The following is a 12,649-nucleotide window of genomic DNA, read 5'->3' as shown; positions in this document are numbered from 1 at the left end:
TACGCTTTTTCAGCAAAGCCATCTGGTAAAATTTGTAAGGTTTCTAATAGCTCTGAGCAATGGGATCGACTCGCGTACGGATCGCAATTGATGCAATGGGAGGGGATCACGCACCCGGTGAAATCGTTGCTGGCGCACTGCGGGCACGAGAAGAATTGGGTGTAGAAGTATTGTTGGTAGGTGATCCCCAACAAATTAAAGCTGCTTTGCCGCCAAAAACAAATTTCGGGCAGGTGGAGATCGTTCCTGCACAGGAGGCGATCGCGATGGACGAGGAGCCTTTAAGCGCAGTTAGACGCAAACCCCAGGCCTCTATCAACGTGGCTATGGATTTAGTCAAACAACAACAGGCAGATGCCGTTTTTTCTGCCGGACACTCTGGAGCAGCAATGGCAGCAGCTTTGCTGCGCTTAGGACGATTACCGGGAATTGACCGCCCAGCGATCGGGACTGTTTTTCCCACAATCGTAGCTGGCAAACCAGTACTCGTACTTGATGTCGGCGCAAATGTAGACTGTCGTCCTAAGTTTTTAGAGCAGTTTGCCGTAATGGGATCAGCTTATAGTCAGTATGTCTTAGGTACTAGCGAACCCAAGGTAGGTTTGTTAAATATTGGAGAAGAAGATTCTAAGGGCAATGACGCAGCCGTCCGCGCCCACCAAATGTTACGCGAAAATACCCAAATTACTTTTATTGGTAACGCTGAAGGGCGTGATGTGCTTTCTGGCCGCTTTGATGTAATTGTTTGCGATGGCTTTGTCGGCAATGTATTATTAAAATTCGCCGAAGCAGTCGGAGAGGTAATTCTGCAAATCTTGCGGGAAGAATTACCTCAAGGATTGCATGGTCAAATCGGCTCCGCACTTTTAAAACCAAACCTGAAGCGGATTAAGCAGCGGATGGATCATGCAGAACATGGAGGTGCTCTGCTGTTAGGTGTTGCAGGAGTCTGTTTTATCGGTCACGGTAGCTCCCAAGCACCCTCAATTTTTAACGCAATTCGGATGGCAAAAGAAGCCGTTGACAATGAGGTGCTGCAACGAATTCAATCTCAATATATTTTAGAGCGCGAGAGCGGTTAGCGATTAGTCATGAGTCATGAGTAACTTGTCATTTGTAAGGACGAAAGACAAAGGACAAATGACAAAGCGCAAAGTCTGAGCGTCGGCTCCCGGCGAACAGAACTTTGTAAGAGAGGACAAAGGACAAAAAGCTGATAGCTTGGGAGATTAAGAGTGCAAAACTTAGGGATAGCAATTACCGGAAGTGGCTCAGCAGTACCAGCAACTTCCTTAGACAATCAAAGCTTGTCTGAATTAGTTGAGACATCGGACGAGTGGGTAACAACAAGAACAGGAATTCGTCAACGACGATTAGCGCTGCCATCTGAGTCATTGAGTGTACTTGCCACTGCGGCTAGTCGTCAGGCGATCGCATCTGCTGGGATCGCCGCATCTGACTTAGATCTAATCCTGCTGGCGACATCCACTTCTGACGACTTGTTTGGTACTGCTTGTCAAATACAAGCTGAATTAGGAGCCACCAAAGCAGTAGCCTTTGACTTGACAGCAGCCTGCTCCGGCTTTGTTTTTGGGCTAGTAACAGCCGCCCAATACATTAAAACAGGCGTTTTTCAAAATGTACTGTTGATAGGGGCAGATATCCTCTCTCGCTGGGTAGATTGGCAAGATAGGGGCACCTGTGTATTGTTTGGTGATGGTGCAGGAGCAATAGTATTGCAAGCATCCAAAAGCGATCGCCTATTGGGATTTGCACTTAAAAGCGATGGTACTCAAAATCATCAGCTCAACCTTTCCTATGCAGCCTCTTCCCAAGAACTGCTCCCAGGCGTAAATATTACTAAAGGCACTTACCAACCCATAACCATGAACGGTAAAGAAATTTACCGCTTCGCCGTCCAAAAAGTGCCAGAAATCATTGACAAAGCCTTGTTTCAAGCTAACCTCAGTGTTGACAAAATCGATTGGCTAATATTGCATCAAGCCAATCAGCGGATTCTCGATGCTGTTGCCCAACGCTTAAATATTCCACAACATAAAGTTATTAGTAATCTTGCTCAGTACGGCAATACCTCTGCCGCCTCCATCCCCCTAGCCCTAGATGAAGCAGTACGGCAAGACAAAATTAAACCTAATGACATTATTGCTACATCCGGCTTTGGTGCCGGTCTGACTTGGGGCGCAGCAATTTTTCAATGGGGAAGATAGGGATTGGGGACTGGTAAGACAGCGCTGCGGGAGGGTTTCCCTCCGCAGGCGACTGCGAACCCGAAGGGGCATTAGGAACTGGGAATTAGGAATTAGGAAAGAGTTTTCCCTACACTAAGTACCCAATGACCAATGACCAATGACTAATACTTCTCTACTTTGAGGCTGCGCCCTAAGCGTACCTATGCCGCAGGCTTTACGGCTCCTTTCGGCTCCGCTCAAGGCAAGCCGCTCATACAAGTGACCAATGACTAATGACCAATGACTAAAACTGCATGGGTGTTTCCCGGACAAGGTTCTCAAGTACTGGGAATGGGAATGGACTTATTAGATATACCCTCTGCCAAAGACAAATTTGTTCAAGCTGAGGCTATTTTGGGTTGGTCTGTAACAGAAATCTGTCACAAGGATGAAGAAAAGTTATCACAGACGCTATATACACAGCCAATTCTTTATGTAGTAGAAAGCATTCTCGCCGATATCATCCGGGAAAGGGGACATCAACCAGATTTAGTTGCTGGTCACAGTTTGGGCGAATATGTTGCCCTTTATGTCGCTGGTGTCTTTGAATGGTCGGCGGGATTACACTTAGTCAAGCGTCGTGCGGAACTTATGGATAGTGCCGCAGGTGGAATGATGGCTGCTTTGTTGAACTTTGACCGCGAACAGTTGGAAAAAGTCATTGCCGAAACGCCCGATGTAGTGCTGGCTAATGACAATAGTCCAGCCCAGGTTGTAATCTCTGGCACGCCGGACGCTGTACAAGCGGTAATTTCTCAAGTTAAAGCTAAGCGTGCTATTCCTTTAAAAGTTTCTGGAGCATTTCATTCACACTTAATAGCACCAGCAGCGGCGGAGTTCCAAGACATTCTAGAATCTGTGGAATTTCAACCAGCGGTTGTGCCAGTGTTATCTAATGTAGAACCAGTTCCATCTATTGATGCCGAAATTTTAAAGCAGCGTTTAAACAAACAAATGACTGGTTCGGTACGGTGGCGAGAAATCTCTCTACAATTACCAGCAAACGGCATCCAGCAAGTAATAGAAATTGGCCCTGGTAACGTGCTAACTGGTTTAATTAAACGTATTAGCCCTGATTTAATCTTAAAGAACGTCCGTAATGTCGCTGAATTACCGGACTAGGAATTGGGTACTGGGGACTGGGGACTAGGGACTGGGAAAGAATTCTTTTAATCCTCAACCCAATATTCAATCCACTAATCCCTACCTAATACAATCTCTAATGCCCAATGACGCCACTTGTGCTCCACTTGAGGAGACCCCAAGACCGCAGTGGCTCTCCCATGCCCAATCCCCAATACCCAATCCCCGATACCCAGTCCCCAATTTCCTATGTCTCAAAGCCGCGAACCGTTTATTAGTCTGGCACTTTACCACGCCTTTAAATGGTCGGTCGTCAGCCCCATGCTTCATACTTACTTTCGGGGTCAGATTTATGGTGTGGAAAATGTCCCTCAATCAGGCCCACTGGTGGTAGTGAGTAATCATGCTAGTTACTTTGACCCACCTATTGTCTCTAATTGTGTACGTCGCCCAGTGGCGTATATGGCTAAACAAGAGTTATTCGATATCCCGATTTTGGCAAAAATGATTAAATTGTATGGTGCTTACCCGGTGAGTCGAGGAAGCGCCGATCGCACCGCTATCCGTTCTGCCCTAGAATATCTCAACAAAGGTTGGGCTGTCGGTGTTTTTTTGCAAGGCACTCGTACCCCAGATGGTCGAATTACAGACGCCAAAAGAGGCGCAGCGCTGCTAGCAGCGAAGGCAAAAGCACCAATATTACCAGTAAGTTTGTGGGGTACTGAGGGGATTTTAAAAAAAGGCTCGGCAATACCCCAATCTGCTCCCATTACTGTGAGGATTGGCAAATTAATTGATACTCCTAGTTCCACTAATAAAGAAGAATTAGAAGCCATCACACAAAAATGTACCACAGTGATCAATGAGATGCATGATTTAGGGCGATGAGTTAAATCATACTGGGGAATATGCTTTAAGGAAGTGGCGATCGCCACTCAGTCTCTATATGTTTAAAGTTAATGCGTCATAGCAAATCAAATAAGACTTTGTGCTTAAATGCAACTGCTAGGCAAAATGACCACCACTTTCTCTCTAAACGAAATATGAGCGGCTTTGAAGCCAAAAACTTTTGGGATCGATTAAATAATCTGGCGTTAGTCCGCTTTTTACTTTTGGTGGCTTCTGGTTGGGCGATTGTACAGCTTTTAGCTTACTTTGAAGCAGTTATAGTTATTTTTACATTTGCTGCAATTTTGGCTTTTTTGCTTAGCTATCCTGTAAAATGGCTACGGCGTTTTTTGCCCCACGGTATAGCAGTTCTTGTAGTTTTCTTGGTTAGTGTTGTAATTATTGGCGGTTTAGCTGTTACTGTTGGCTTAACGATTTTATCTCAAGGACAACAATTAATTGACAGTATAACTGGGTTTTTAAATTCTTTAGTACCTCTATTAGAGCGATTAGAAGCATTTTTACGAAGCCGTAATCTTCAGATAGATTTAAGTACCATTGAAGGACAATTACGAGATCAAGCTGTATCAAGCCTTGTAACTAGCTTGGCAATTTTACAAGGTTTTATGACGAATTTTATAACTTTTATATTGGTTGCTGTTGTGGCTTTTTTCATGTTACTAGATGGAGACAAACTCTGGAATTTTATCTTGAAAATAGTTCCAAAACAGCGCCGCAATAGATTTACAAATATAATCAGACGCTCATTTCTAGGATTTTTTAGAGGTCAATTGTTATTAAGTTTATTTCTCACAACTTCAACTTTTCTAGTGTTCATATTATTAAAAGTACCTTTCGCTTTGATATTGTCAGTAATAGTTGGAATCGTTGACATTATTCCTGGTATAGGAGCGACATTAGGAATAGGCACAATCACACTAGTTGTGTTGTCTCAAGGTGTTTGGTTAGCATTGAAAGTATTGGCAGCTTGTATTGTGCTTCAGCAAATACAAGACAACTTAATTGCACCGCGTATAATGCAAGGTGCGCTGAATCTTAATCCTGTAGTAGTATTCTTCGCTTTGCTAGTAGGCGCTAGAGTAGCAGGGTTACTAGGTGTTTTTATCTCTATTCCGATCGCCGGAGTAATTGTATCTTTGTTTGAAATTGATGAGATGAAATCAGAAGTTTAGTCAAGAGCCAAGAGTAATAAACTAAGAAGTAGTGAATAATATCAACATTAGAGAATAATGTCGGATTTAAGAGCGGAATTAACAGAAATATTAGATGAGGCAGAATGGGAGTGGTTGATTCCTCATGTGCAGCGAGACGCAGTAATTTTAGTGGCATCTGAACTGAATTTGCTAGATGTTGGGGAAGCGATCGCTAGCGATCATATTCCCTCAGTACAGCAATGGATTGATGAACAATTGATTACCAAGCCATCACCAGTACAAGTGGGAGAATGGAATGGCGATCGCACCAAGCGATTTCATACCCTCATTGTCCAGCCCTACGTTCTAGTGCAAGAAATCGCTGCTGCATAAGCTAAATTAAATGTCAGACAATGGCTAGAATTGTTACCATAATTTCAGATTAGATGTTGAAGCCTTGATCCAATCTGAAACCTTAGAACTACTAGAATGGCATCGCCTCTGCCAGCACCTTTCCACATTTGCGGCAACTAAGCTGGGGGCGACAGCTGCGCGTCAACTAAAAATGCCTGAGTCTCAGGCAAAAAGCGAACAGTTGTTAGGGCAAACTAAAGAAGTTTACCAACTAGAAAGCCGTCTGACTACAGGATTATCGTTTGAGGGAATTCAAGATATTGGTGATTCCTTAGAACGGGCAGAACGCAGCGGAATTTTGACAGGCGATGAACTGTTAGCGATCGCTACCACCCTCGCTGGTGCCAGAAATTTACGCCGTGTAATTGACAACCAAGAAGATTTGCCAATTCTGACTGATTTAGTTGCCGATTTACGAACTTATCCCGAACTAGAACAGGAAATTCACCGCTGTATAGACGAACGAGCACAGGTAACTGACCGCGCTAGCCTAAAACTGGGAGAAATTCGCACAGATTTGCGGCGATTACGCACTCAAATTACTCAAAAGCTGCAAAATATCCTACAGGCAAAAGCTGGAGCAGTTCAGGAACAGCTAATTACCCAACGGGGCGATCGCTTTGTAATCCCCGTGAAAGCACCTCAAAAAGATGCCATCCCTGGCATTGTCCACGATACTTCTACCAGCGGTGCCACGCTGTATGTGGAGCCTAATTCCATCGTGCCCCTAGGCAACCAATTGCGGCAAATAATCAGAAAAGAGCAAGCGGAAGAAGAGACGATTCGCCGTATCTTAACAGAGCAAGTAGCAGCAGTCAAACCTGATTTGGAGAGGTTATTAGCAATTGCTACCACTTTGGATCTAGCAACCGCCAGATCACGATATAGTTTCTGGCTAGGAGCTAATCCCCCGCGATTTATCAACCGTGAGGAAAGTGAAATCATTACCTTGCGGCATTTGCGACATCCATTGTTAGTGTGGCAGCAACAGCACGAACAAGGGCAACCAGTAGTTCCTGTAGATTTATTCATTAGTCCACAAATACGGGTAGTAACCATTACCGGGCCAAATACTGGCGGTAAAACTGTTACCTTGAAAACCTTGGGATTAGCAGCATTGATGGCCAAAGTGGGTTTATTTGTCCCCGCTCGTGAACCAGTCGAAATTCCTTGGTTTGACCAAGTATTGGCAGATATTGGCGATGAACAATCTCTACAGCAAAGTCTATCCACATTCTCCGGTCACATCCGCCGTATCAGTCGGATTTTAGAGGCTCTAGGGACTGGGGAAGTAGGGGAGGTAGAGGAGCAGAGAGGCAGAGGAGCAGAGGGGCAGGAGAAAATAATAACTCATCACTCATCACTCATCACTCATCACTCATCACTCGTCTTACTCGATGAAGTCGGCGCAGGAACCGATCCAGTTGAAGGTAGTGCCTTAGCGATCGCCTTGTTGCAATATCTGGCTAACCATGCTCAGCTAACTATCGCCACCACTCACTTTGGTGAACTCAAAGCGCTGAAGTATGAAGATGAACGGTTTGAAAATGCCTCTGTAGAATTTGACGAAAGTACTCTGTCGCCAACTTACCGTCTGCTGTGGGGAATACCAGGACGTTCCAACGCCCTAACAATTGCTCTGCGCTTGGGGCTAAAACCAGAAGTGATCGCCCAGGCGAAAACCCAAGTCGGAGAGGCAACAGATGAAGTTAACCAAGTGATTGCTGGGTTAGAAGCGCAACGTCGCCGCCAGGAAACCAAAGCTACTGAAGCACAAAATTTGTTGCAGCAAGCAGAACGTTTGTACAAAGAAGTATCCGAAAAAGCCTCAGCTTTACAAGAGAGAGAAAGTGCTCTGCGGGTTTCACAGGAAGTAGCAGTGCAACAAGCGATCGCCCAAGCTAAAGGTGAAATCGCCCAAGTAATTCGCCGCTTACAAAAAGGTACACCCACAGCCCAAGATGCCCAGCAAGCAACCAATGCTTTGAATCAAATTGCCCAGCAATATCAACCAGCAACACCAGCAAAACCAAAACTTGGGTTTATGCCCAAAGTAGGCGATCGCCTCCGTATTCCCAAGTTGGGGCAAACAGCAGAAGTATTAACCGCCCCTAATGATGACGGGGAATTAACTGTGCGCTTTGGGATCATGAAAATGACAGTGAAACTGGAAGATGTAGAATCTCTAGATGGCCAAAAAGCCGAACCAGTCGTCAAAACGAAACCAGCCCCAACAGTAGTTACACCACCACCGCCGCCAGCCCCACCGATTCGCACCTCCCAAAATACCGTCGATTTGCGTGGTAAGCGAGTAGCTGACGCCGAATTCATTCTTGACAAGGCTATCTCGGAAGCTACAGGCCCATTATGGATTATTCATGGGCACGGTACTGGTAAGCTGCGCCAAGGTGTTCACACCTTTTTGCAGCAGCACCCCAGAGTCAGCAATTATGAAGCAGCAGAACCAGCAGACGGTGGCAGTGGTGTCACTATCGCTCACATAAAATAACGCGGCAATAAATGTAACTGGTAAGAGTTATTGTTTGTTAATTGCTAATTACTAATTACCTGATGGTGATTAGAGATTAGCAATTATTAGCTAGCAATTTTAACTTTGTTTATTTATACTGTTGTACTTAGCTAGTAGTTAAAGTTAGATAAATATTAACTTGGGCTGAAAATTTTCTACTTTGATGAAAAGAAATTTTCATTTAGAGTAAGACAAAGATAACTGCTGTTTACTACAGATAAAAGCTAATCGAAGCTTCTAGCTCATAGCTATAGGAAACCAACTTTGATGCATGAGAGTCTGGTTTCAAAATGGGTAACAGCAACAGTCCCTATCAGCCTGATCACCTATGCTAAAAGTTATGCACACGGCCGCCAACTCAGCTACTCAAAATTCCCCGTGGGAGGATTTAATCAAGCTTCCAGCGCCAGATGCAGTTCAATGGGACAATATCAAAACCCAGTTAGATTTGGTGCTGTTGGCGCTAGAAACTTTAACCGGCATTGGTTCCGAAGCAATGCTTTCAGCGGCAACTAATCTGAATTTAGAGTCAAGAGTGCCCGATCGCGTAGCTTTGTGGCGACTACGCCAGTCCAACCCCTTACGCAAAGGTCAAGGAGGGCGAAAAAAACTAGATATAGAAGAAGCGCGATCGCTTGTTCTAATCACCTGCTACCTAGCCAAGGAGCACCAAGAATTAATTCGGCGTGCTGTCGGTCTATTAGAACAAATGGCGGAAACCAAACGGGAACCTCATCAGGCTGCTCTACTTGGAGATTACATAGATGCTTTCTGCAACACCTACCAAGAGCGGATGGAAGAGGATGACCAAATCTCGACGGATTTACTTACCAATCTGGCACTTAAACTGCTTGTAGATTTACTTTTTTATAGTGCCCCAGGTGGACACCGCCGTCTCTGGCTAGCACTTATAGACCGTTCCACAAAATTTTAGATTTGAGATTTCTCATCCAAAATCCATTTTAGAAAGTTTGCTAGGTCAGGAAACCAAAGTCAGTTCGGACATGTGATTATGTCGAAAACCTTAATTCATAATCCTTTAAGCAAGTAACTGGCTTAACTTTCCGCAAAATCTATCTTGAAAAGTTTGCTACGGAATAAATCCTCCGACGCTCAATTGTCTTGGGCGCGTAGGCAAAAATAATTAACGATATAGCAACTTTTTGTCTTTGACACGCTACGCGAACGCAAAATCCCAAATAATAATAGACCTTGTAGTTCCTGCCATGCCTCTATCAAATTCTGTTATTCGTCGTTATACGCCCCCCACTTGCACGCTAGAAGTCTTAGCGCAAAGCTCGCCTTTGTCCCGCTGGATGGGAAAAACTGTCCTTAAACAGTTAAGCTTTGAGTTACGTTTTGACGATCCGCGATTACCAGAAGATCGCAGAGTGCCAATTCGGGGCGATCGCGACCAACTCGAAGCTTTGTGTGATGCAGTCACAAGTTATGTCCAGGAATTCCTTCAACAGTCTCCAGAAAGCTTTTGGGTCACATTCTCAGGGTCGCAAGAGTCAAACAAAGTACTTGATGAGCCAGAAGAATCAAAAAATTTACATCCCACTTCGCTGTCTGCTAAGACATTAAAGTCCCTGACCTCCCAAATACCAGGAGTACAGATCCGCTTAGAACCGAATAGCTATTTAACTCATAACCTATTTCTTGGTTCTCTCGCTAACCAAGCATCTGGTCGTGTTATTCAACTGAGTTTGCTGCAACTTTTTGATTTGGCAAGTGCCTTAGATGAATATTCCGCTGATGTTATGGTATTGCCAACTCTCAGCAGCAGTTCGAGTTCAAGTTCAAGTTTGAGTTTTCCTACTTGGGCACCTGTTGCCGCAGTTTTGGTCTTAGCTTTGGGTTTAACACCAGTTACCTGGCAATATGCTAACAACATCAGGCAAAAGCAACAGCAGACTGCCAAAACTATAGATCCAACAGAGACAGATATTGCCGCCTTAGAAAGCTCACCTTCGCTAAACTTTCCCACTCCTCAATCTGGACTCATCCCTCAAGATAATTTTCAATCATCATTGCCACCTCTAGGCTCTACTCCTGCGCTACCCACTTCCAGTTTGCCCCCAAAACCCTTAATAGCCCCTAATTCTAACTTCTCTACTCAGTCTCAAATATCCCCTAATTCCAGTTTGCCTACGACTCCTAAAACATCCCCCAATTCCAATTTCTCTTCAACGCCCTTACTATCCCCAAAAGATCCACTGACTCTACCTCAGACGAAGACTCCAACTCTTCCTACCAATCCCAGAAGCACAGCACTGACCAAAATTCCAGGACAGGAAACTGCCATTCAACCAAAACTTGGACAGAACCCAGCAGGCTCAATTCCTCAAGCTGGAATTGCTTTACCTGAGAAGCAGAATTTGCCATCCAGTGCCCAAACCGAAGATTCCTTAGCAAGAGTTTCTCCCGAAAACAAACCCTCTTCAACTACCTCCCCTAGGACAACTGAGAATAATCCATTTATCGATGGATTAGGAGATGGACGCAAAGTCCCTACGCCTCCAAATGTGGCAACTGGCACATTATTTGACACTCCTCAGATAGCAGAAGCTAGAGAATATATAAGTAAGCGTTGGCAGCCACCTGCAAGATTGGGACAAACATTAGAGTATAGTTTATTACTAAGTGTTGACGGCAAAATTGAACGAATTTTTCCCCTGAATAAGGCAGCAAGAGAATTCGTTGACAGCGCTGGGATGCCTGACATTGGAAAACCTTTTGTCTCCGCCAATAAAACTGGGCAAAATCTCAGAATTCGAGTTGTTCTTAGCCCTGATGGTAAAGTACAAACATTTCCTGAGTCTGAATAATTAATCAAGCTGCTTAATGCCAATTGTAAAACTGGTACAAACTATGTACCAGTTTTTATTTGATTTAAATGGTCTAGAGCTAGCCTTTTTGAGTCCAGTTACCAAACTGGTAATACTATTGTGGCTGTCAAGTGTACTAATCAATACAATCACAGTTAAATCGCTCAGATGAAAGGTAGAAAATATGCAAACAATTGGCCCTCAAAAAGACAGTGCAGCTTGGGTTATTCAAACTTGGGCAGCTTTTGTAATTTCTATTTCTATGACCACCTTTGGTATTGTAAATTTGCCTGTGGATAGCTGGGTGAAAGGCTTTATGGGTATGGGTTTGGCTTTCTCCATCGGCTCAACTTTTACTTTGGCAAAAACTACCAGAGACTTGCACGAAACTAGAAGATTAACCGCTAGGCTCGACGAAGCCAAAGTAGAAAAATTACTTTCACAACACGATCCTCTCAATCTAAAATAAAGGCAGTAAGTATCTAAGATATTCGCTAAAATTGGGTTAAAGTATTTTGAATTTGGGATTTTAAATAGTTGGTTTGGCTTGTTCTGACAACAATAGAGATAAATTCACTACATGACAAAAACAAAAGGACTGATAAACTCAGTCCTTTTTAATGTTGATTTAATATTTTTATCTTAATAACGAGACTTTTTGCTCTTTATCTTTTGCTTCTTACGTCGCCTTTCGCTAGCAGCAACCGCATGTTCCACTGGATAACCCACAACAGGAATTACCTGAAATTTGCGTTCTTCCTCTAACTTTTTCAGAGCAGTGTAATCAACCCAGTGAATGCAATCAACCGGACAAGTGTCAATTGCTTCTTGGATGACTTCCTCTGCGTCCCCATCTTGGCGAATCACGCGCGATCGCCCATAATCTGGTTCAATGTAAAAGGTGTTACGTGCAACATGAGCGCAGTGCTTGCAACCAATACAGGTGATTTCGTCAACATAAACACCCTTTTGTCGCAACATACCCCCCAATTCCGGTTCAAAACCCGAACGTTCTGGCGAATTTCGTAAAAAACCGCCTAATTCTGGTTCAAAACCGGAACGGTTGTCTTCTTGTTCTTCCGGCGACGGTAGAAAATCAGCCATTACGCACTCCAGCGCTGTACTACCAGACGAATCGAACCATCTTCATTTTTTTGTTGTTCAGCGACCTGAAAACCCACACGAGTAGTTTCTTTCACTACTGTTTGGTAAGCATAGCGCTGGCTTACCTGGCGTAAGAAACCGTCTACAGATAAATCTTGTTGCCAGTATTGCAAGTCAGCCACCAATTCATACTCTTTGCCATTCCATCTAAAACCGATGTCATAGCCATTTTCCTGCTCAATAGTAACTTCGGCAGGATGGGTTTGACCGCGATAGCCGCGTACCTCACGTGGGCCTGGTTTCCAGTCTATGCCCAATTCAGTCAGAGCATCTTTCAAAGAATCAAGGTTACGGATTTGAGTCTTAATTTGGCTAAAGTGTGACATGGTGGTTGTG

General features: G+C 44.2%; 12 protein-coding genes. 10 read left to right on the top strand and 2 right to left on the bottom strand.

Features of this window, described 5'->3' with window-relative positions:
• The first annotated feature begins 59 nt into the window (after positions 1 to 59).
• The 10 genes from plsX to FNW02_RS04350 all read left to right on the top strand — a co-directional run bounded on the left by plsX (position 60) and on the right by FNW02_RS04350 (position 11,618).
• On the top strand, positions 60 to 1,082 hold the full coding sequence (gene plsX, locus FNW02_RS04395) for a phosphate acyltransferase PlsX (protein WP_191756361.1): 1,023 nt from the start codon (positions 60 to 62) through the stop codon (positions 1,080 to 1,082).
• A gap of 153 nt (positions 1,083 to 1,235) precedes the next feature.
• Positions 1,236 to 2,228, top strand: a complete 993-nt coding sequence (locus tag FNW02_RS04390) for a beta-ketoacyl-ACP synthase 3 (RefSeq protein WP_191756360.1) — start codon at positions 1,236 to 1,238, stop codon at positions 2,226 to 2,228.
• Between the two features lie 261 nt (positions 2,229 to 2,489).
• Positions 2,490 to 3,371, top strand: coding sequence for an ACP S-malonyltransferase (fabD, locus tag FNW02_RS04385; RefSeq protein ID WP_191756359.1), 882 nt, complete (start codon positions 2,490 to 2,492; stop codon positions 3,369 to 3,371).
• Positions 3,372 to 3,581: 210 nt separating this feature from the next.
• Positions 3,582 to 4,220 (top strand): lysophospholipid acyltransferase family protein, encoded by a 639-nt coding sequence (locus tag FNW02_RS04380; protein ID WP_191756358.1) that lies wholly within the window; start codon positions 3,582 to 3,584, stop codon positions 4,218 to 4,220.
• Positions 4,221 to 4,375: 155 nt separating this feature from the next.
• A complete protein-coding gene (locus FNW02_RS04375) occupies positions 4,376 to 5,413 on the top strand; it encodes an AI-2E family transporter (protein ID WP_191756357.1) in 1,038 nt (345 codons plus the stop codon).
• A 57-nt stretch (positions 5,414 to 5,470) separates the two neighbouring features.
• Complete coding sequence (locus tag FNW02_RS04370) at positions 5,471 to 5,767, top strand: DUF2288 domain-containing protein (protein ID WP_191756356.1); 297 nt, start codon at positions 5,471 to 5,473, stop codon at positions 5,765 to 5,767.
• 64 nt (positions 5,768 to 5,831) lie between these two features.
• On the top strand, positions 5,832 to 8,297 hold the full coding sequence (locus FNW02_RS04365) for an endonuclease MutS2 (RefSeq protein WP_191756355.1): 2,466 nt from the start codon (positions 5,832 to 5,834) through the stop codon (positions 8,295 to 8,297).
• Positions 8,298 to 8,646: 349 nt separating this feature from the next.
• On the top strand, positions 8,647 to 9,252 hold the full coding sequence (locus FNW02_RS04360; protein WP_191756354.1) for a DUF3038 domain-containing protein: 606 nt from the start codon (positions 8,647 to 8,649) through the stop codon (positions 9,250 to 9,252).
• A 292-nt stretch (positions 9,253 to 9,544) separates the two neighbouring features.
• Complete coding sequence (locus FNW02_RS04355) at positions 9,545 to 11,149, top strand: DUF4335 domain-containing protein (RefSeq protein ID WP_191756353.1); 1,605 nt, start codon at positions 9,545 to 9,547, stop codon at positions 11,147 to 11,149.
• 184 nt (positions 11,150 to 11,333) lie between these two features.
• The gene (locus tag FNW02_RS04350) at positions 11,334 to 11,618 is read left to right on the top strand and encodes a YiaA/YiaB family inner membrane protein (protein WP_162395401.1); all 285 of its coding nucleotides are present in this window, start codon (positions 11,334 to 11,336) and stop codon (positions 11,616 to 11,618) included.
• A gap of 173 nt (positions 11,619 to 11,791) precedes the next feature.
• On the opposite strand, the gene FNW02_RS04345 is transcribed toward FNW02_RS04350, so the two are convergent.
• Together FNW02_RS04345 and FNW02_RS04340 are read right to left on the bottom strand one after the other, a co-directional pair.
• Positions 11,792 to 12,253 carry a ferredoxin gene (locus tag FNW02_RS04345; protein ID WP_191756352.1) on the bottom strand — a complete coding sequence of 154 codons (462 nt, stop codon included), beginning with the start codon at positions 12,251 to 12,253 and terminating at the stop codon, positions 11,792 to 11,794.
• Positions 12,253 to 12,639: a DUF1257 domain-containing protein gene (locus tag FNW02_RS04340; protein ID WP_191756351.1), complete on the bottom strand. Its 387-nt coding sequence runs from the start codon at positions 12,637 to 12,639 to the stop codon at positions 12,253 to 12,255. The genes FNW02_RS04345 and FNW02_RS04340 overlap by 1 nt, the downstream gene beginning before the upstream one ends.
• Positions 12,640 to 12,649 lie beyond the last annotated feature (10 nt).

The sequence above is a fragment of the Komarekiella delphini-convector SJRDD-AB1 genome (genome assembly GCF_014831675.1).
Classification (GTDB): Bacteria; Cyanobacteriota; Cyanobacteriia; order Cyanobacteriales; family Nostocaceae; genus Komarekiella.
The sequence above is the reverse complement of the archived record's forward strand: the minus strand, read 5'-3'. Positions and strand labels throughout refer to the sequence as shown.